14 protein-coding genes and 2 rRNA genes are annotated in these 21051 nt (G+C 67.3%); 12 read left to right on the top strand and 4 right to left on the bottom strand.

From position 1 onward, the window contains the following. Positions 1-68: 68 nt before the first annotated feature. Positions 69-2561, top strand: coding sequence for a phenylalanine--tRNA ligase subunit beta (pheT, locus tag FHU35_RS09410; RefSeq protein ID WP_145738139.1), 2493 nt, complete (start codon positions 69-71; stop codon positions 2559-2561). A gap of 56 nt (positions 2562-2617) precedes the next feature. On the opposite strand, the gene FHU35_RS09415 is transcribed toward pheT, so the two are convergent. The 4 genes from FHU35_RS09415 to FHU35_RS09430 form a co-directional block, all read right to left on the bottom strand. Beyond that, entirely contained in the window at positions 2618-3214 is a 597-nt protein-coding gene (locus FHU35_RS09415) for a GNAT family N-acetyltransferase (RefSeq protein WP_246110192.1), read from the bottom strand. A 194-nt stretch (positions 3215-3408) separates the two neighbouring features. Beyond that, positions 3409-4098, bottom strand: a complete 690-nt coding sequence (locus FHU35_RS09420; protein WP_246110193.1) for a DNA alkylation repair protein — start codon at positions 4096-4098, stop codon at positions 3409-3411. Positions 4099-4147: 49 nt separating this feature from the next. Then, complete coding sequence (locus tag FHU35_RS09425; RefSeq protein ID WP_281290228.1) at positions 4148-4789, bottom strand: response regulator; 642 nt, start codon at positions 4787-4789, stop codon at positions 4148-4150. Then, on the bottom strand, positions 4786-5979 hold the full coding sequence (locus FHU35_RS09430; protein WP_145738141.1) for a sensor histidine kinase: 1194 nt from the start codon (positions 5977-5979) through the stop codon (positions 4786-4788). The genes FHU35_RS09425 and FHU35_RS09430 overlap by 4 nt, the downstream gene beginning before the upstream one ends. A 183-nt stretch (positions 5980-6162) precedes the next feature. On the opposite strand from FHU35_RS09430, the gene argC reads away from it, so the two are divergent. From argC to FHU35_RS09485, 11 genes are all read left to right on the top strand, one after another. Then, positions 6163-7191: an N-acetyl-gamma-glutamyl-phosphate reductase gene (gene argC / locus FHU35_RS09435; protein ID WP_145738142.1), complete on the top strand. Its 1029-nt coding sequence runs from the start codon at positions 6163-6165 to the stop codon at positions 7189-7191. Positions 7192-7219: 28 nt separating this feature from the next. Beyond that, complete coding sequence (gene argJ, locus FHU35_RS09440; RefSeq protein ID WP_145738143.1) at positions 7220-8380, top strand: bifunctional glutamate N-acetyltransferase/amino-acid acetyltransferase ArgJ; 1161 nt, start codon at positions 7220-7222, stop codon at positions 8378-8380. Then, positions 8377-9285, top strand: coding sequence for an acetylglutamate kinase (gene argB / locus FHU35_RS09445; RefSeq protein WP_145738144.1), 909 nt, complete (start codon positions 8377-8379; stop codon positions 9283-9285). Before argJ ends, argB begins: the two co-directional genes overlap by 4 nt. Before the next feature lie 71 nt (positions 9286-9356). Continuing rightward, a complete protein-coding gene (locus FHU35_RS09450; protein WP_145738145.1) occupies positions 9357-10547 on the top strand; it encodes an acetylornithine transaminase in 1191 nt (396 codons plus the stop codon). Between the two features lie 67 nt (positions 10548-10614). Next, positions 10615-11538: an ornithine carbamoyltransferase gene (gene argF / locus FHU35_RS09455; RefSeq protein ID WP_145738146.1), complete on the top strand. Its 924-nt coding sequence runs from the start codon at positions 10615-10617 to the stop codon at positions 11536-11538. Further along, positions 11535-12053 (top strand): arginine repressor, encoded by a 519-nt coding sequence (locus FHU35_RS09460; RefSeq protein WP_145738147.1) that lies wholly within the window; start codon positions 11535-11537, stop codon positions 12051-12053. Before argF ends, FHU35_RS09460 begins: the two co-directional genes overlap by 4 nt. 156 nt (positions 12054-12209) lie before the next feature. Continuing rightward, complete coding sequence (gene argH, locus FHU35_RS09465; RefSeq protein WP_145739799.1) at positions 12210-13562, top strand: argininosuccinate lyase; 1353 nt, start codon at positions 12210-12212, stop codon at positions 13560-13562. Positions 13563-13593: 31 nt separating this feature from the next. Then, a complete protein-coding gene (locus FHU35_RS09470) occupies positions 13594-14217 on the top strand; it encodes a DNA-3-methyladenine glycosylase (RefSeq protein WP_145738148.1) in 624 nt (207 codons plus the stop codon). A gap of 33 nt (positions 14218-14250) precedes the next feature. Next, positions 14251-15525: a tyrosine--tRNA ligase gene (gene tyrS / locus FHU35_RS09475; RefSeq protein ID WP_145738149.1), complete on the top strand. Its 1275-nt coding sequence runs from the start codon at positions 14251-14253 to the stop codon at positions 15523-15525. A gap of 615 nt (positions 15526-16140) precedes the next feature. Next, a 16S ribosomal RNA gene (locus tag FHU35_RS09480) occupies positions 16141-17663 on the top strand. 239 nt (positions 17664-17902) lie between these two features. Then, positions 17903-20978: ribosomal RNA gene (locus FHU35_RS09485) — 23S ribosomal RNA — on the top strand. Together the 16S and 23S rRNA genes form the textbook arrangement of a ribosomal RNA operon. Positions 20979-21051 lie beyond the last annotated feature (73 nt).

The following is a 21051-nucleotide window of genomic DNA, read 5'->3' on the forward strand; positions in this document are numbered from 1 at the left end:
ACTGCGCAGCGGCGCGAGCACGACCGTCCCCGACATCAACTACCTGTACGAGAGAAGGGCCTGACCAAGTGCGGATTCCGGTTTCCTGGCTGGCCGAGCACCTCGAGCTGCCCGAGGAGACGACTGCGGAGACGCTGGCAGAGGCGTTCATCCGGATCGGGTTGGAGGTCGAGGAGGTCGAGCACCTGACGCAGGTGCGCGGCCCGCTCGTGGCCGGTCGCGTCGCCGAGATCGAAGAGCTCACCGAGTTCAAGAAGCCGATCCGGTACTGCAAGGTCGAGATCGGCGCCTCCGATGAGGGCGAGCAGAAGCTGCAGAACATCATCTGCGGTGCCCGCAACTTCTCCGAGGGCGACCTGGTCGTCGTCGCGCTGCCCGGCACGGTGCTGCCCGGCGACTTCGAGATCAGCTCGCGCAAGACCTACGGGAAGCTCAGCGAGGGCATGATCTGCTCCGCCAAGGAGCTGGGTCTCGGCGAGGACCACGACGGCATCCTGGTGCTGCCGCCCGGTTCTGCCGACCCCGGTGACGACGCGGTGGAGCTCGTCGGCCTCGACGACTCGATCATCGAGCTGGCCATCACGCCCGACCGCGGCTACTGCTTCTCGGTGCGCGGTCTCGCCCGCGAGCTGTCCAACGCGCTCGACGTGCCGTTCGGCGACCCGGGCACGCGCCCGGTCCCCGAGGACGACAAGCCCTCGCGCGGCGTGGAGCTGCGCGACGAGCAGGCCTGCTCGCGGTTCGTGCTGCGCCGGGTCACCGGCGTGGACCCGACGGCGCCGAGCCCGTGGTGGATCCGCCGGCGCCTGGGGCTGGCGGGAATCCGCTCGATCTCGCTGTCGGTGGACGTCACCAACTACGTGATGCTGGAGCTGGGTCAGCCGCTGCACGCCTTCGACGCGACGAAGGTGGCCGGTGACCTGGTGGTCCGCCACGCCGAGAGCGGCGAGAAGCTGACCACGCTGGACGGTCAGGTCCGCGAGCTCGACGCCGACGACATCGTGATCGCCGACGACTCGGGCGTGGTGTCGCTGGCCGGAGTCATGGGCGGCGAGAGCACCGAGATCGGCGACGGCACGCACGACGTCCTGATCGAGGCCGCGAACTGGGATCCGGCGAACATCGCCCGCACGATCCGCCGCCACAAGCTGCCGAGCGAGGCGGGCAAGCGCTTCGAGCGCACGGTCGACCCGGCGGTGGCGCCGGTCGCCGCCGAGCTGGCCGCGCAGCTGCTCGTCCGCTACGGCGACGGCACGATCGCGCCGGGCCGCACCGACGTGGGCGAGCCGACGGCCCCGGCAGCGGTGACGATGCCGCTGGCGCTGCCGGACAAGGTCGCCGGTGTCCTCTACGAGCGCGGTGTCACGGCACGACGCCTGACCCAGATCGGCTGCAAGATCGACCTGAGCACGTCCGACGACGGCGTGGGGCTGATCACCGCGACGCCACCGTCCTGGCGCCCGGACCTGACGCAGCCGTTCGCCCTGGTCGAGGAGGTGCTGCGGCTGGAGGGGTATCACACGATCCCGTCGGAGCTGCCCGCTGCGCCACCCGGGCACGGCCTGTCGGCGGCCCAACGCCGCAAGCGGGCGGTGTCCCGCGCCCTGGCCGGCGTCGGCTACGTCGAGGTGCTGCCGTTCCCGTTCACCGGCGAGGAGACGCTGGACGCCTTCGGTCTCGCCGCCGACGACGAGCGACGGCGCACGATGACCGTGCTCAACGCGTTGGAGAGCGACAAGTCGCAGCTCACCACGACGTTGCTGACGGGCCTGCTGGACACCGTGCAGCGCAACGTGTCCCGAGGTCACCGCGACGTCGCGCTGTTCCACATCGGCCAGGTCTTCCAGCCAGTTGCGGACCAGCCGGCGGTGCCGGAGGTCGGCGTCGACGGTCGTCCGACCGATGAGCAGATCAGCGCGCTGCTGGCCGCGCTCCCCGAGCAGCCCACGCAGGTCGCGACGGTGCTGGCCGGTCAGCGCGAGCAGGCGGGCTGGTGGGGCAAGGGCCGTGCCGCCGGCTGGGCGGACGCGATCGAGGCGGCTCGCGTGGTGGCCTCGGCGGCCGGTGTCGAACTCGCGGTCCGCAACGCTGAGCACGCCCCGTGGCACCCCGGCCGCTGCGCCGAGCTCCTGGTCGGCGACGTGGTGGTCGGCCACGCCGGTGAGCTGCACCCGAAGGTCGTCGAGTCGCTGGGCCTGCCCAAGCGGACGAGCGCCATGGAGCTCAACCTCGACGCGCTGCCGCTGGTCGAGCGTCGTACGGCCCCGGACATCTCGGCCTACCCGCCGGTGCTGATGGACGTGGCGCTCGTCGTCGACGAGGCGGTCGCCGCTTCCGACGTCGTCGAAGCGGTCCGGACGGGCGGCGGCGAACTGCTGGAGGACGTCCGGCTCTTCGACGTCTACGCCGGTGAGCAGCTCGGCGAGGGCAAGAAGTCGCTGGCCCTGGCCCTGCGCTTCCGCGCCCCCGACCGCACCCTCAAGCAGGAGGAGGCCACCGAGGCCAGGGACGCGGCGGTCGCCTCCGCCGCCGACCAGCTCGGAGCCACCCTCCGCGCCTGACGCGACAGGAGAACGGCCCCGCTCGGAATCGTCCGGGCGGGGCCGTTCTTTCGCGTTCAGTTGCTGCGGGGGAGGTGCTGGGTGGTGAAGTCCGCTGCGGTGAGACCCATGATGACCAGGTGGAGCATGCCGTCGGAGAGCGAGTCGGGTTCGCTGGTGCGGCCCTCTTCGCGGAAGCCGAGCTTGGAGTGCAGCGCGAGCGAGGCGACGTTCTCCTGGTAGATGCCGACCTGGCACTTGCGGAACGCACGGCGGCCGAACATGACGGCGAGCAGCGTGATGATCGCGTCGTCGGCGTAGCCGTGGCGGCGGTGCATCGGGCCGATGCCGACGCCGTAGCTGAAAACGCCCGGTTCGTCGGCTTGACTGGTGCACATCGAGCCGACGAGGACCTGGTCCCGGCGGGTTTCGATGGCCAGCTGGAAGTCGTCCGGCGAATCCGGGTGGAACGCGCGGTGCGCGGCCCAGTGCCGGTAGCCGTCGGTCTGCACGTACGGAGCGCGGGTCGGGTCCTGGTCGAATCCGGCCAGGGTGCGCCTGTCGGCGGCGGCGACGCGACGTAACAGCACCTGCCGCCCGACCCAGGACGACGTTGTGATCGGCGCCGGGCCGTTGCGGGCCCCCAGATTCGGGTGCGGCGGGATCATCGTCATCGATCCTGATGATGCCCTCCTGGACCGGCCGAATCCACAGGGGGGTCCACGTCTTGTGACGTTGTGCAAGCGCTGTGAAACCTGGACGACCCAGGAGTTACCGAGCGTCAGCGCGGCAGCACGAAATGCGCCCGCCCAGGGTGATTCGCCGACGGCGGCCGGAGCGGGTGATCGACAACCGTGAACTTCGGTGGTCAGCGGTCGATGTTGCGCAATGCTTCGCGTCGGGAAAGCGGGGACAGGTCGTGGTTCTCGGTGAACTCGCGGACCCACCCGGGATCGGTCTTCGCGTGCTCGCGCAGCGCCCAGCCGATCGCCTTGCGGAGGAAGAAGTCCTGATCGGTGAGGTTGGCCTCGATGCTCCGGCGCAGGAGCTCGACGTCCGTGCGGTCCTTGGCCCGCAGCTGGGCGATGATCGCCGTCCGCCGTCGCCACCGGTCCTCGTCGGTCGACCAGCGCAGCAGAAGCGGGCGGACCTGGTCGGGATGGCTCAGCAGCAGCGGTCCGACGCGGTGGGAGGCCGTCTCGTCGACCAGGTCCCACCAGGCGCCGGTGACCACGAACTCCTCGTAGGGCCCGAGCATCCCCGGATCCTGGAAGGCGCGTTGCGTCCGGTGCCCGGTCACCGACAACGCGACGTACCGCTCCTCCCGGTAGGTCGCGTTCCGCCACAGGGCGCGGGTCGTGTCGATGAGGTCGTCGCGCTCGGGGAACGCGAAGCGCCTGCACAGCTCGTTGACGATCTGGACCCGCGGCGGTTTGCGAACGCCGACGAAGGGCATCTCCGACTTCATGTACCGCTGCATCGCGGGCGCGTCCGCCGGCACGGCCTGCTCGTCGAGCAGCCGCAACGCCTCCGCGCAGAACCCCGGTACCTCGCTCACCCCGATGATGCTGCCACCGGGCCCGGACAGCGCGCCGCCCGAGGCCGGATCAGGTCGGGCGAACGGCTCTGAGCGCGAGCTGGGTCCGGTTCTCGCATCCGAGAGCGGTCATGAGGCGCGAGACGTGGCCCTTGACCGTGCCCTCGCTGAGGTAGAGGCGGGCCGCGATGTCGGCGTTGGACAGGCCCTCGGCGACCAGCGCGAGCACCTGGCGCTCGCGCTCCGGCAGCGCCTGGATCTCCGGGTCCGGGACGCGCTCCGGCTCGGCGGGACGCTGATCCCGCAACCGCTGCAACGCCTGCTCGGACAGCACCGATGCCCCCGTCGCGGCAGCCACGACCAGCGGTACCAGCTGATTCGGCGGTGTCGTCTTGAGCAGGAAGCCCGACGCTCCCGCGTCCAGCGCGTCGCGCACGTGCTGGTCGGTGTCGAGGGTCGTCATCGCCACGACGACCGGCGGGTCGGGAAGCGCTCGGATCCGCGCGGTCGCGGTGATCCCGTCGACGTGGGGCATGCGCAGGTCCATCAGCACCAGGTCGGGCCGGTGCTGTTGGGTGGCCGCCAGCCCCTCCGCGCCGTCGTGCGCGACCGCATCGACGGTGACCTGGCCGGAGGAGGTGAGGATGACCCGCAGGAAGTCGCAGACCATCGGCTCGTCGTCGACGACCACGACGCGCACCGGCTCGCTCAACGCTCGCTCATCTCGCTCCACTGGCCGGTCCGCTTCTCCTGGATGTCCCCTGCGGGCAGGGTCGCTCGCAGAGCGTAGCCGCCGTCGTCGGTGGGTGCGTGCGTGCATTCCCCGCCCAGCAACGCGATTCGGCGCTGGAGCCCCTGCAGCCCGAAACCGCCTCCAGCCGAGGGCGTTCGTGCGCTGGGCCCGTTGGAGACCACCACCTCCACCGGGTTCGCGGCGGAGATCCGCACCAGCACCTCGGCGTCGGGGGAGTGCTTGCGGGCGTTGGTGAGGCCTTCGCGCACGACCTGCCGGACCGTGCGCTCCGCGGTGGGCGGCAGCGCACCTCCGTCGCTGTCCAGCCGGACGGTCTGGCCCGCTGCGCCGGCCTGCTCGACGAGCTCGGCGACGGTCGGCGGTGGTGCGTGGTCGGAGCTGCCGAGCAGTTCCAGCAGTTGCCGGAGTTCGATCAGCCCGTTGCTGCCGAGACCGCTCATCTGCTCGGCCGCGCGCTTGACCTCCGGGTCGGTGGTCGTGACGCCGAGCGCGTTGGCGTGCAGGACGAGCAGGGTGAGGACGTGCCCGAGCGTGTCGTGGACCTCGGCGGCGAGCAGCTGCCGTTCCTGCTCGCGGGCCTCGCGCATCTCGGTGGCGCGCTCCCGCTCCACGGCCGCGACCCGGTCCCGGCGGGCCTGGGCGAGCCTTCGCGCGAACAGCACCGTGACGCCGCCGAGCGTCGGCGCGGCGGCGTTGATGAGTGCTCCGACGACCGGCTGTCCCAGCAGCGCGGCGCCTCCGCAGACCGTCGCCCAGTAGCTGAGCAGGATCGCCGCGCCGACGTGGATCTGACGCGGGGTCCGGGCGATCTCCAGCACCTGCACCGGCGCCCAGGACAGCACGAACGGGATCCACAGGACCGCCTGCGACGCGGTGAGGTCCCGCCAGGGGGAAGCGGTCAGCTGCAGCATCGCGCTGACCACGACCACCATCAGCAGGCCCAGATGCGGGTGTGCGGTCATGCGGGTGAGCAGCGCCGTCGCGATGAGCTGCGCGGCGAGGCCGAGCAGGACCGCGGGCACCAGGACCGGCATCGGGGTGTCGAGGACCACGAAGGCCAGCGCGGTGCCCAGCAGCGCCAGCCCGGTCGCCGTCCACGGCAACCACCTCGGGGTCTTCGTCGGCCACTCCGCCCGGAAGTCGGTCATGGCCGAATCGTATGGCCGAATCTGGGCTCCGGGGCCGCGAGCCGCCCGGCTCACGACTTTCGATCCGCGCTTCACGACTTTCGTCGCAACATCACAGGTGGGGCGGGGGGAGAGCCGTGGGACACTGAGCGCGAGCCCGAAAGCCGTTTGATTGATTTTGCATAGCAGTGCATAATCATCCGTATGACGGTGAGGGTTGCTGTAGCGGGTGCCAGTGGATACGCGGGTGGAGAGCTGCTCCGCCTGCTCCTGGCGCATCCCGAGGTCGAGATCGGAGCGCTGACGGCGGGAGGCAACGCGGGCAGCGCGCTCGGTCAGCACCACCCCAACCTGCTGCCCCTGGCCGACCGCGAGCTCACCGAGACCACCGCCGAGCGGCTGCGCGGCCACGACGTGGTCTTCCTCGCCCTGCCGCACGGCCACTCCGCGGCGATCGCCGCCGAACTCGGCGAGGACGTCGTGGTCGTCGACTGCGGCGCCGACCACCGGCTCAACGACGCCGAGGACTGGACCCGCTGGTACGGCGGCGACCACCCCGGCACCTGGCCCTACGGCGTGCCGGAGCTCCCCGGAGCGCGCGAGCGCCTGCGCGGCAGCAAGCGGATTGCCGTGGCCGGGTGCTTCCCGACCGTGTCCTCGCTGGCCGTCGTGCCGGCGCTGGCCGCGGGGATCGTGGAACCCGAAGCGGTCATCACCGCGATCACCGGAACCTCCGGCGCGGGCCGCGCGCTCAAGCCGCACCTACTGTCCGCCGAGGTCATGGGCTCGGCGAGCGTGTACGGCGTCGGCGGCGCCCACCGGCACACCCCGGAGATGATCCAGAACCTGAGCGCCGCGGCGGGGGAGCCGGTCAAGGTCTCCTTCACCCCGGTGCTGGCGCCGATGGCGAGGGGGATCCTCGCGACCTGCTCCGTGCCGCTGCGGGGCGACGTCGACGTCGCCGCCGCGCGGAAGGTCTACCTCGACGCCTACGGCGACGAACCGTTCGTGCACGTCCTGCCGGAGGGCGCGTGGCCGCAGACGTCGGCGACGCTCGGTGCCAACACCGTCCACCTGCAGGTCACCATCGATCCCGACGCTGGACGGCTGGTCGTGGTCGGCGCCGAGGACAACCTCACCAAGGGCACCGCCGGCGGCGCCGTGCAGTGCATGAACCTCGCCCTCGGCTTGTCCGAAACCATCGGACTGCCCACCGCCGGCATCGCGCCGTGAGTCCCGCCACCAGAACCGAGGAGAAGACATGAGCGTGACCGGTCCCGCCGGTTTCCGGGCGGCCGGCGTCGCCGCAGGCATCAAGGCAGCGGGCGCGCGCGACCTCGCACTCGTGGTCAACGACGGACCGCAGCAGTCCGCGGCCGGTGTGTTCACGACCAACAAGGTCAAGGCCGCACCGGTGCTCTGGTCGCAGCAGGTGCTGCAGGAGCACAAGCTGCGCGCGATCGTGCTCAACTCCGGCTGCGCGAACGCCTGCACCGGTCCCGAGGGCTTCCAGGACACCCACGCCACGGCGGAGAAGGTCGCCGACGTCCTCGGCGTCGGGGCGATCGAGGTCGCGGTCTGCTCGACCGGGCTGATCGGCGAGCGCCTGCCGATGGACGCCCTGCTGCCCGGTGTCGACTCGGCCGCCGGAGCCCTCGACGCCGGTGAGCAGTCCGGCCTGGACGCGGCCACCGCGGTGCTCACCACCGACAGCAAGGCGAAGCAGGCCCATCGCGCCCACGGCAACGGCTGGTCGGTCGGCGGTTTCGCCAAGGGCGCGGGGATGCTCGCGCCGAACATGGCCACCATGCTCAGCGTGATCACCACCGACGTGGTGATCAGCGGCGCCGACTTGGACGCGGCGTTGCGGTCCGCGACCGGGGTGACCTTCGACCGGCTCGACGTCGACGGCGGCACCTCCACCAACGACACCGTCCTGGTGATGGCCTCCGGAGCTTCCGGGGTCGAAGCCTCCTCCGAGGAGTTCACCGAGCTGCTCACCGGAGTCTGCCAAGACCTGGTGCGGCAGCTGCAGGACGACGCCGAGGGCGCGACCAAGACCATCGACATCACCGTGCGCGGCGCGGTCAGCGAGGCCGACGCGGTGGCGATCGGCCGGATCGTCGCCGAGGACAACCTGGTCAAGACCGCGATGTTCGGTTCGGACCCGAACTGGGGCCGGATCGCCATGGCGCTGGGCCGGGCACAGGCCGAGATCGACGTGGACGAGGTCGAGATCGCCACCAACGGCGTCACGCTCTACGCCGACGGCGCCACCGCTCGCGACCGCAGCGAGGCCGACCTCTCCGGGCGGCAGATCGAGATCGTCATCGACCTGCACCTCGGCGAGCACGCCGCCACGATCCTGTCGACCGACCTGTCCCACGACTACGTCGAAGAGAACAGCGCGTACTCCTCATGACCAGTGACACCAGCGATCGGCTGGCCACCGCGGCCGAGAAGGCCAGCGTTCTCGTCGAAGCGCTCCCGTGGTTGCAGCGGTTCAACGGCGCCACCGTGGTGATCAAGTACGGCGGCAACGCCATGATCGACGACGACCTCAAGGCCGCGTTCGCGCAGGACATGGTGTTCCTGCGGCTCGCGGGCCTGCGTCCCGTCGTGGTGCACGGCGGCGGGCCCCAGATCACCTCGATGCTCGACAAGCTCGGCATGGAGGGCGAATTCCGCGGCGGTCTGCGGGTGACCTCGCCGGACACCATGGACGTCGTGCGGATGGTGCTGGTCGGTCAGGTCGGGCGCGAGCTCGTCGGCCTGATCAACCAGCACGGTCCCTACGCGGTCGGCATGTCCGGCGAGGACGCGCGGCTGTTCACCGCGGCCCGCCGCACCGCGACGGTCGACGGCGAGGCGGTCGACGTCGGCCTGGTCGGCGACGTCGTCGGGGTCAACCCGGAAGCCGTCCTGGACCTGATCAACGCCGGTCGCATCCCGGTGGTCTCCACCGTGGCCCCGGACGCCGACGGCGTGGTGCACAACGTCAACGCCGACACCGCCGCCGGTGCGCTGGCCGTCGCCCTCGGCGCGGAGAAGCTCGTGGTGCTCACCGACGTCGAGGGTCTCTACACCGACTGGCCCGACAAGTCGTCGCTGATCAGCAGGCTGAAGGTGGGGCAGCTCGCGGAGCTCCTGCCGACCCTGGCCTCGGGAATGGTGCCGAAGATGGAGGCCTGCCTGCGAGCGGTGCGCGGCGGTGTCCCGCGCGCGCACGTCATCGACGGCAGGCTCGCGCACTCGGTCCTGCTCGAGGTCTTCACCAGTGCCGGAGTGGGAACCATGGTGTTCCCCGATGAGACGGAGGACGCATGAGTGAGAATCCGGCATCGCCCGCTCATGCCGGCCGACCGGGTGCGGGTGTCCCGCACGAACACGGAGGACGCATGAGTGAGAACGCCCTCGGGATGCAGCGCTGGCAAGCGTCCATGATGGACAACTACGGCACCCCGAAGCTGACGTTCGTCAGCGGTTCCGGTGCCGAGCTGACCGACGCCGACGGCACGACGTACCTGGACTTCGTCAGCGGCATCGCCGTGAACGCGCTCGGTCACGCCCACCCCGCGATCGTGCGGGCGGTGTCCGACCAGGTCGCCAAGCTCGGCCACGTGTCGAACCTCTACGTGCACGAGCTCGGTCTGACGCTGGCGGAGCGGCTGCTGGAGCTGGCCGGCGCGACCGGTCAGGGCCGTGTGCTGTTCTGCAACTCGGGTGCCGAGGCCAACGAGGCGGCGTTCAAGATCGCCCGGCTCACCGGCCGCCCCAAGATCGTCGCCGCGCAGGGCGGATTCCACGGCCGCACCATGGGCGCGCTCGCGCTGACCGGTCAGCCCGGCAAGCAGGAGCCGTTCGCCCCCATGCCCGCCGGTGTCGTGCACGTGCCCTACGGCGACGAGGCCGCGCTGGAGTCCGAAGTGGACGACAACACCGCCGCGGTGTTCCTGGAACCGATCCAGGGGGAGAGCGGCGTCGTCGTCCCGCCCGAGGGCTACCTGCGCGCCGCCCGCGAGATCGCCTCCCGCAACGGCGCGCTGCTGGTGCTCGACGAGGTGCAGACCGGGATCGGCCGCACCGGTTCGTGGTTCGCCTTCCAGCGCGAGGGCGTCACGCCCGACGTGGTCACCCTGGCCAAGGGCCTCGGCGGCGGACTCCCGATCGGCGCGTGCATCGGCATCGGCGCGGCAGCGGATCTGCTGCACCCGGGTCAGCACGGCACGACCTTCGGCGGAAATCCGATCGTGTGCGCCGCGGCGCTGGCGGTGCTCGACACCATCGTCTCCGAGGACCTCCTCGGCCACGTCGAGAAGACCGGCGCACAACTCGTCGACGGCGTGCGCGGATTCGAGCACCCGCTGGTGCGCGAGGTCCGCGGCGCCGGGCTGCTGGTCGCCATCGGCCTCACCGAGCCGGTCGCGGCCAAGGTCGCCGCCGCTGCTCAGGAGCGTGGCTACCTGGTCAACCCGATCCAGCCGGACACCGTCCGCCTGTGCCCGCCGCTGGTCGTCAACGGGGAGCAGGTGCAGCGACTGCTCACCGACCTGCCCGCACTGCTCGACACCGCTTCGGAGAACCGATGAGCACCGCAGGCCCTGCGCGCTCGTCCGTTCGACCGGGCGCTGGTGCCCCGCACGATTTGGAGAACTGATGTCCCGGCACTTCCTCCGCGACGACGACCTGACGCCTGAAGAGCAGGTCGAGGTCCTGGACCTGGCCGACGAGCTCAAGGCGGACCCGCTCGGGTCCGACGTGCTCGCGGGCAAGTCGATCGCGGTGCTCTTCGAGAAGAACTCCACCCGCACCCGGCTCTCCTTCGAGGTCGGCATCCAGCAGCTCGGCGGACAGCCGATCGTGGTCGACGGGCGGATGATGCAGCTCGGCCGCGAGGAGACCATCGAGGACACCTCGCGCGTGCTGTCCCGCTACGTCGACGCGGTGGTGTGGCGGACCTTCGCCCAGGCGCGCATCGACGCCATGGCTTCGGCCTCCAGCGGCCCGGTGGTCAACGCGCTCACCGACGAGTTCCACCCCTGCCAGGTGCTCGCCGACCTGCAGACCGTCCGCGAACGCCACGGCGATCTCGCCGGGCTGACCTTGACCTACCTCGGCGACGGGGCCAACAACATGGCTCACTCGTTGCTGGTGGGTGGCGCGACCGCGGGCATGCACGTGCGCATCGGCGCGCCGGAGGGCTTCCGCCCGGTGGAGTGGGTGCTTGAAGCGGCTCGCAAGCGCGCGGCCGAGACCGGCGGCTCCGTCGAGCTGCACACCACGCCGCAGAGCTCCGTCGAAGGGGCCGACGTGCTGGTCACCGACTCGTGGACCTCGATGGGCCAGGAGAACGACGGCAAGGACCGGGTCAGCCCGTTCCGCCCGTACCAGGTCAACGCCGAGCTGCTGGCGGCCACCGGCAAGCCCGGAACCAGCGTGCTGCACTGCCTTCCCGCGCACCGCGGGCTGGAGATCACCGACGAGGTGATCGACGGCCCGGCGAGCGCGGTGTTCGACGAGGCCGAGAACCGGTTGCACGCGCAGAAGGCGCTGCTCGCCTGGCTGGTGCGACGAGGATGAGCACGACCCGGGTCGCGCGGCAGGCGCGCATCGTCGAACTCGTGTCCTCGATGGACATCCGCAGCCAGACCGAGCTCGCCAAGCTGCTCGGCGACGCGGGCATCGAGGTCACCCAGGCAACTCTGTCCAGGGACCTCGACGAGCTCGGCGCCGTCAAGCTGCGCGGCCCGGACGGAGGGGCAGCGGTCTACGTCATCCCGGAGGACGGCAGCCCGGTCCGCGGGGTCCAGGGCGGGACCTCGCGGCTGAGCCGCTTGCTCGGCGAGCTGCTCGCCGGCGCCGACGGCGCGGGGAACCTGACGGTCCTGCGCACTCCACCGGGCGCGGCGCAGTTCCTGGCCAGCGCCATCGACCGCGCGGCGCTGACCGAGGTCGTCGGCTCGATCGCGGGCGACGACACGGTCATGATCGTCGCCCGGGAGCCGCTGACCGGGCACGAGCTCGCCGAGCGCTTCCTCGCGATGGCAGCGGGCGGCCTCCAGGCCGACGATGATGCTCTCCCCGTCCGCGATTGACCCACCTGACACGAACGACATCGAGCCCGCGCGGTTGGCCACCACGACCGCGCGGCACCCGACCGAGAGAGCACCGAGGAACCGAACGTGACGCAGCAAGGCAGTGAGTCCACCAAGCTCTGGGGCGGCCGGTTCGCCTCCGGCCCGGCCGAGGCGATGGCCGCGCTGAGCCTGTCGACCCACTTCGACTGGCGGCTCGCCCCCTACGACATCGCCGGGTCGCGCGCCCACGCCCGCGTGCTGCACCGGGCCGGGCTGCTGACCGAGGAGGAGCTCGACGGCATGCTCGCCGGGCTCGACACGCTCGCCGCCGACGTCGAATCGGGTGCCTTCACCCCGGTCATCGACGACGAGGACGTGCACACCGCCCTCGAACGGGGTCTGCTGGAGCGCGTCGGCGCCGACCTCGGCGGCAAGCTGCGCGCCGGTCGATCCCGCAACGACCAGGTCGCCACCCTGTTCCGGATGTGGTTGCGCGACGCCTGCCGGCGCATCGCCGCCGGCGTCCTCGACGTCGTCGACGCGCTCGTCGCGCAGGCGGCCGCGCACCCGGACGCCGTGCTGCCCGGGCGCACCCACCTCCAGCACGCCCAGCCGGTGCTGCTCGGCCACCACCTGCTGGCGCACTGCCAGGCGCTGCTGCGCGACGTCTCGCGCATTCGGGACTGGGACGCCCGGACGGCCTACTCGCCCTACGGGTCCGGTGCCCTCGCCGGTTCCTCGCTGAGCCTGGACCCGGAAGCCATCGCCGCCGACCTCGGCTTCCGCGGTGCGACCGACAACTCCATCGACGGCACCGCGTCCCGCGACTTCGCCGCCGAAGCCGCGTTCTGCCTCGCGATGATCGGGATCAACCTCTCGCGGATCGCCGAAGAGGTCATCATCTGGAACACCGCCGAGTTCGGCTACATCACGCTCGACGACGCCTGGGCGACGGGCAGCTCGATCATGCCGCAGAAGAAGAACCCGGACGTCGCCGAGCTCGCCCGCGGCAAGTCCGGCCGGTTCATCGGCAACCTCTCCGGGCTGCTGAGCACCCTCAAGGCGCTGCCGCTGGCCTACAACCGCGACCTGCAGGAGGACAAGGAGCCGGTCTTCGACTCCGTCGAGCACCTGGACCTGCTGCTGCCCGCGATGAGCGGAATGCTGGGCACGCTCACCTTCCACACCGAGCGGATGGCCGAACTCGCCCCGGCCGGGTTCACCCTCGCCACCGACATCGCGGAATGGCTGGTGCGCCAGGGCGTTCCGTTCCGCGTCGCCCACGAGGCGTCGGGGGAGTGCGTGCGCATCGCCGAGCAGCGCGGTGCGGGCCTGGACGAGCTCACCGACGAGGAACTGGCGGCCGTTCACCCCGCCCTGACCGCGCAGGTCCGCGAGGTGCTGACCGTCGCCGGCTCCATCGAGTCCCGCGATTCGCACGGCGGCACCGCTCCGGCGCGCGTCGCCGAGCAGCGCGAGCGGGTCGTCGCCGCCGCGGACGAGCACCGCGCGTGGTTGTCGGATTGATCAACGCCGCACGCCCGGTAGGGTGCTGAGCGTGGACTTGGTGACGCGCGACGAGCTGGCCCGCGACCCGCTGTGGGTCGCGGGCAGGCTGTTGGGCTGCGAGCTGAGGTCCAGCAGCCCCGAGGGCGAGGTGGGAGCGCGCATCGTCGAGGTCGAGGCCTACCGGGGCACCGACGATCCCGCGTCGCACTGCTACCGGGGCCGGACCGAGCGCAACTCGGTGATGTTCGGCCCCGCAGGGCACCTCTACGTCTACTTCGTCTACGGGATGCACTTCTGCATCAACGTGGTGTGCCTGACCGACGGCGTACCCGGAGCGGTCCTGCTGCGCGCAGGCGAGATCACCACCGGACATGACCTGGCGCGCAGCCGCAGGCCCGCGTCCCGCAAGGACACCCTGCTGGCCAGCGGACCCGCGCGGCTGGCCGGGGCGCTGGGGATCACCCGCGAGCACAACGGCGTCGACCTGACCTCGCCGGATTCGCCCGTTCGCCTCCTGGGCGGGACACCGGTCGCCGAGGACGACATCCGCAGCGGTCCCCGCGTCGGCGTCGCGGCCGCGATGGACCTGCCGTGGCGGTCCTGGGTCGACGGGTCGGAGGCCGTCAGCGCCTACCGGCGTGGCGGACGTCGCCGCATCAGAGCCCGGGCGTAAACCCGCTTGCGGTGATGCGCGAAACTGAACCTCGTGAGTGAGCACATCCTTGACGAGCTGGCCTGGCGCGGACTGATCGCGCAATCCACCGACCTCGATGCCCTGCGCCGAGACCTCGACGCGGGCCCGCTCACTCTCTATGCCGGGTTCGACCCGACCGCGCCGAGCCTGCACGCGGGAAACCTCGTCCAGCTGCTGACGCTCGCGCGGTTCCAGCGCGCCGGGCACCGGCCGATCGTGCTGGCTGGCGGCGCCACCGGCCAGATCGGTGACCCCCGTGACGTGGGGGAGCGGACGTTGGTGACCCGGGAGGTCATCACCGAACGGCTGCGGTCGATCGGAGTGCAGCTGGAGAAGTTCGTGGTCTTCGACGACTCGCCGACCGGTGCGATCGCGGAGAACAACCTGAACTGGTTCGACGACGTCTCCGCGCTCGACTTCCTGCGCGACGTCGGCAAGCACTTCTCGATCAACATGATGGTCGGCCGGGAGACGGTCAAGCGGCGACTCGCCACCGACGGGATCTCCTACACCGAGTTCAGCTACATGCTGCTGCAGTCCTACGACTACCTGCAGCTCAACCGCAAGTACGGTGCGAAGCTGCAGATCGGCGGCTCCGACCAGTGGGGCAACATCGTCGGCGGCGTCGACTACATCCGCAAGGTCGATGGAGGGAGCGCGCACGCGCTCACCACACCGCTGGTCACCGATGCCGAGGGGCGCAAGTTCGGCAAGTCCACCGGCGGCGGGAACGTCTGGCTGGACCCGTCCATGACCACGCCTTACGCCTGGTACCAGTACTTCGTCAACGCGGCCGACGAGGACGTCGCCAGGTACTTGCGGCTGTTCACCTTCCTCGATCGCGAGGAGATCGAGGAGCTGGAGCGGACGACGGCGGAACGCCCGCAGCTGCGAGCGGGGCAGAAGCGACTCGCGGAGGAGCTGACCACGCTGGTGCACGGCGAGGACCAGACCCGCCGGGTGATCGCCGCCAGCCAGGCGCTCTTCGGGCGCGGAGAGCTCGCCGAGCTCGACGAAGCGACCTTGGACGCGGCCATGGCCGCCGTGCCGACCGCGGAGCTCCGGCTCGCCGACGGTCCGACGATCGTCGACCTGCTCGTCGAAACCGGCTTGGTCAACGGCAAGGGCGCAGCGCGACGGACCATCAAGGAGGGCGGCGCGTACGTCAACAACACCAAGATCGCCGGTGAGGACTGGACGCCCGCGAGCGAGGACCTGTTGCACGGCAGCTGGTTGGTGCTCCGGCGCGGCAAGCGCAACACCGCTGGCGTGAAGGTCATGCGCTGAGGCCCGATGTCCGCACCGAACGGGGCGCTGACCTGCGGGTCTGCGCCCCGTTTCGATTGAAGGACCCCCCGGTTTCAAGGCCCCTCAACCGACCGTGTAACTTATATCGAGTCAGCGCGACACGGGCCGGGAAACCGGGCCGGGCCTGATGCGGGGTTGCGAACCAAGCTCCTGTCTCCGGATGGTAGAGTGGGCGCCCCGAACGGGAAATCGAAGAAGTGAAATCAAGTCGATTCGACTTGGGCGGCGGACTCGGTTTTCCACCCTGAACTTTCATTGAAAATAGCGCTTGGTAACCTGCCGGGCGGAATAGCGAGCCGAGATTCGGCGGCACTGGAAAAGGGTTAACCCCCCCGGTGAGACCGAAAAAATGGCCTGCTAGTCTGAACGCAGCGAAAAGCGAACGAGGAAATGACTCCCCGGAGTTGGTGGGCCTTGGGTCCATTGCGATGGTGTGGGTGTGTTCTTTGAGAACTCAACAGCGGATCATTTTGGTTAGTGTTCTTTTATGCCCCTGACCAGCATCTTTTGGTGGTGGTTGGTGGTTTCTTTGAGTATCACGCTCCAACCTGTTGTGGGTTGTTGAGTGTGTGCTGGGATTGTTTCAACAAAGCATTGTTGGAGAGTTTGATCCTGGCTCAGGACGAACGCTGGCGGCGTGCTTAACACATGCAAGTCGAACGATGAAGCCGCTTCGGTGGTGGATTAGTGGCGAACGGGTGAGTAACACGTGGGTAATCTGCCCTGCACTCTGGGATAAGCCTTGGAAACGAGGTCTAATACCGGATATGACACACGGCCGCATGGTCTGTGTGTGGAAAGTTCCGGCGGTGCAGGATGAACCCGCGGCCTATCAGCTTGTTGGTGGGGTAGTGGCCTACCAAGGCGACGACGGGTAGCCGGCCTGAGAGGGTGACCGGCCACACTGGGACTGAGACACGGCCCAGACTCCTACGGGAGGCAGCAGTGGGGAATCTTGCGCAATGGGCGAAAGCCTGACGCAGCAACGCCGCGTGGGGGATGACGGCCTTCGGGTTGTAAACCTCTTTCGACAGGGACGAAGCTTTCGGGTGACGGTACCTGTAGAAGAAGCACCGGCTAACTACGTGCCAGCAGCCGCGGTAATACGTAGGGTGCGAGCGTTGTCCGGATTTATTGGGCGTAAAGAGCTCGTAGGCGGTTTGTCGCGTCGGCCGTGAAAACCTGCAGCTTAACTGTGGGCGTGCGGTCGATACGGGCAGACTTGAGTTCGGCAGGGGAGACTGGAATTCCTGGTGTAGCGGTGAAATGCGCAGATATCAGGAGGAACACCGGTGGCGAAGGCGGGTCTCTGGGCCGATACTGACGCTGAGGAGCGAAAGCATGGGGAGCGAACAGGATTAGATACCCTGGTAGTCCATGCCGTAAACGTTGGGCGCTAGGTGTGGGGATGGGTTCCACCGTTTCCGTGCCGTAGCTAACGCATTAAGCGCCCCGCCTGGGGAGTACGGCCGCAAGGCTAAAACTCAAAGGAATTGACGGGGGCCCGCACAAGCGGCGGAGCATGTGGATTAATTCGATGCAACGCGAAGAACCTTACCTGGGTTTGACATGCACTAGACAGCCGTAGAGATACGGTTTCCCTTGTGGTTGGTGTACAGGTGGTGCATGGCTGTCGTCAGCTCGTGTCGTGAGATGTTGGGTTAAGTCCCGCAACGAGCGCAACCCTTACCCTACGTTGCCAGCGGGTTATGCCGGGGACTCGTGGGGGACTGCCGGGGTCAACTCGGAGGAAGGTGGGGATGACGTCAAGTCATCATGCCCCTTATGCCCAGGGCTTCACACATGCTACAATGGCTGGTACAGAGGGCTGCGATACCGTGAGGTGGAGCGAATCCCTTAAAGCCGGTCTCAGTTCGGATCGGGGTCTGCAACTCGACCCCGTGAAGTCGGAGTCGCTAGTAATCGCAGATCAGCATTGCTGCGGTGAATACGTTCCCGGGCCTTGTACACACCGCCCGTCACGTCATGAAAGTCGGTAACACCCGAAGCCCATGGCCTAACCCTTTGGGAGGGAGTGGTCGAAGGTGGGACTGGCGATTGGGACGAAGTCGTAACAAGGTAGCCGTACCGGAAGGTGCGGCTGGATCACCTCCTTTCTAAGGAGCAAGATAAACCCAGCGTTGTCGCTGGAGTTTCCGAGTGGAGTGGCCGCATGTGTCACTGCTCGGGTGCTCGATGGATTGTGGAACACACTAACTTTCGCCGGCTGTGTGCTGGTGCTTTATGGTCCGCTGTTGGGTGTCTGAGAGAGCACACCGCCTCCACGTTGTGTGGGGGTGTGTTGTGGTCTCGGGTTGTTGTTTGAGAATTGTATAGTGGGTGCGAGCATCTTTGTGGCCAAGTTTTTTAGGGCACATGGTGGATGCCTTGGTACCAGGGGCCGATGAAGGACGTGGTAGGCCGCGATAGTCCTCGGGGAGTTGTCAAACGAGCTGTGATCCGAGGGTGTCCGAATGGGGAAACCCAGCCCGAGTGATGTCGGGTTACTCATGCCTGAATGTATAGGGTGTGAGGGGGAACGCGGGGAAGTGAAACATCTTAGTACCCGTAGGAAGAGAAAACACTGGTGATTCCGTGAGTAGTGGCGAGCGAAAGCGGAAGAGGCTAAACCGTGCGCGTGGGATACCTGGTAGGGGTTGCGTGTGCGGGGTTGTGGGACACTGTTGGGCGGATCTACCAGTCCGCCAGCATTAGATTGCGTGTTAGTTGAACAGGTTGGGAAACCTGACCGTAGACGGTGAGAGTCCGGTAGGCGAAAATGCGTGGTCTGTGTGTGGTGGTGTTCCCGAGTAGCAGCGCTTTCGTGGAGGGTGCTGTGAATCTGGCGGGACCACTCGCTAAGCCTAAATACTTCCTGGTGACCGATAGTGGATAGTACCGTGAGGGAATGGTGAAAAGTACCCCGGGAGGGGAGTGAAATAGTTCCTGAAACCATGTGCCTGCAATCCGTCAGAGCGGTCTTTGCAACCGTGATGGCGTGCCTTTTGAAGAATGAGCCTGCGAGTTACTGCTGCGTGGCGAGGTTAACCCGTTGGGGGTAGCCGGAGCGAAAGCGAGTCTGAATAGGGCGCTTTAGTCGCGTGGTGTAGACCCGAAGCGGAGTGATCTACCCATGGCCAGGGTGAAGCGCGGGTAAGACCGTGTGGAGGCCCGAACCCACCAGGGTTGAAAACCTGGGGGATGAGCTGTGGGTAGGGGTGAAAGGCCAATCAAACTCCGTGATAGCTGGTTCTCCCCGAAATGCATTTAGGTGCAGCGTCATATGTTGCTTGGGTGGGGTAGAGCACTGGTTGGTTGATGGGCCTTCACGGGTTACTGAGATCAGCCAAACTCCGAATACGCCTGAGTTGAGTGTGGCAGTGAGACGGCGGGGGAGAAGCTTCGTCGTCGAGAGGGAAACAGCCCAGAGCATCGGCTAAGGCCCCCAAGTGTGCGCTTAGTGGGAAAGGATGTGGGATCGCTTAGACAACCAGGAGGTTGGCTTAGAAGCAGCCATCCTTGAAAGAGTGCGTAATAGCTCACTGGTCAAGTGGTCCTGCGCCGACAATGTAGCGGGGCTGAAGCGCACCGCCGAAGCCATGCCAATTCAACTTTTGTTGGGTTGGGTAGGGGAGCGTCCTGCACGAGGTGAAGCGTCCGCGTAAGCGTGGTGTGGATTGTGTGGGAGTGAGAATGCAGGCATGAGTAGCGAGTGAAGAGTGAGAATCTCTTCCGCCGGATGACCAAGGGTTCCTGGGGAAGGTTCGTCCGCCCAGGGTGAGTCGGGGCCTAAGGCGAGGCCGACAGGCGTAGTCGATGGATAACGGGTTGATATTCCCGTACCCGTGCATGCGCGTCCATGATGAATTCTTTGATGCTAACCATCCGCGATATGTGGATCCTTCGGGTGAAGCGTGGAGTGCATGGGACCCGATGGGATAGTAGTCAAGTGATGGGGTGACGCAGGAGGGTAGCTCTGCCAGTGAATGGTTGTACTGGTGTAAGCCTGTAGCCCGGTGTGTAGGTAAATCCGCACATCTTGTGGGTGAGAGGTGATGCGTAGCCGTTGTGGTGAAGTGAGTGATCCCACGCTGCCGAGAAAAGCCTCTAGCGAGTGTGTGCACGGCCCGTACCCGAAACCGACACAGGTGGTCAGGTAGAGAATACCGAGGCGGTCGGGTGAACTGTGGTTAAGGAATTCGGCAAATTGCCCCCGTAACTTTGGGAGAAGGGGGGCCACTGCTGGTGAACGCCCTTGCGGTGGGAGCTGGTGGTGGTCGCAGAGGCCAGGGAGAAGCGACTGTTTACTAAAAACACAGGTCCATGCGAAGCTGTAAGGCGATGTATATGGACTGACGCCTGCCCGGTGCTGGAACGTTAAGAGGACCCGTAAAGCCATTTCGGTGGTGTAGCGGAGAATTTAAGCGCCAGTAAACGGCGGTGGTAACTATAACCATCCTAAGGTAGCGAAATTCCTTGTCGGGTAAGTTCCGACCTGCACGAATGGCGTAACGACTTCTCCGCTGTCTCGACCACAGGCCCGGTGAAATTGCAGTACGAGTAAAGATGCTCGTTTCGCGCGGCAGGACGGAAAGACCCCGGGACCTTTACTATAGCTTGGTATTGGTGTTTGGTTCGGCTTGTGTAGGATAGGTGGGAGACTGGGAAGCTATCACGCTAGTGGTGGTGGAGTCGTTGGTGAAATACCACTCTGGTCGTTCCGGGCATCTAACTCGGGTCCGTGATCCGGATCGGGGACAGTGCCTGGTGGGTAGTTTAACTGGGGCGGTTGCCTCCCAAAGGGTAACGGAGGCGCCCAAAGGTTCCCTCAGCCTGGTTGGCAATCAGGTGTTGAGTGTAAGTGTATAAGGGAGCTTGACTGTGAGACTGACGGGTCGAGCAGGTGCGAAAGCAGGGACTAGTGATCCGGCACTGGCTGGTGGAAGCGGTGTCGCTCAACGGATAAAAGGTACCCCGGGGATAACAGGCTGATCTTGCCCAAGAGTCCATATCGACGGCATGGTTTGGCACCTCGATGTCGGCTCGTCGCATCCTGGGGCTGGAGTTGGTCCCAAGGGTTGGGCTGTTCGCCCATTAAAGCGGCACGCGAGCTGGGTTTAGAACGTCGTGAGACAGTTCGGTCCCTATCCGCCGCGCGCGTAGGAGACTTGCGGAAGGCTGTCCCTAGTACGAGAGGACCGGGACGGACGAACCTCTGGTGTGCCAGTTGTTCTGCCAAGAGCACGGCTGGTTGGCTATGTTCGGGAGGGATAACCGCTGAAAGCATCTAAGCGGGAAGCCTGTTCCTAGATGAGGTCTCCCACCCCTTTGTGGGTTAAGGCCCCCGGTAGATGACCGGGTTGACAGGCCGGATGTGGAAGCACAGTAATGTGTGGAGCTGACCGGTGCTGATAGGCCGAGGACTTGCTCACAAAGATGTTACGCACCCACTATACGATATCTGAGACAACAACCCACGGTTGTGTGTTGATGAATTGAATATGT

Origin of the sequence: Saccharopolyspora dendranthemae, from assembly GCF_007829955.1 — a bacterium.
In the GTDB taxonomy this organism is placed as follows: domain Bacteria; phylum Actinomycetota; class Actinomycetes; order Mycobacteriales; family Pseudonocardiaceae; genus Saccharopolyspora; species Saccharopolyspora dendranthemae.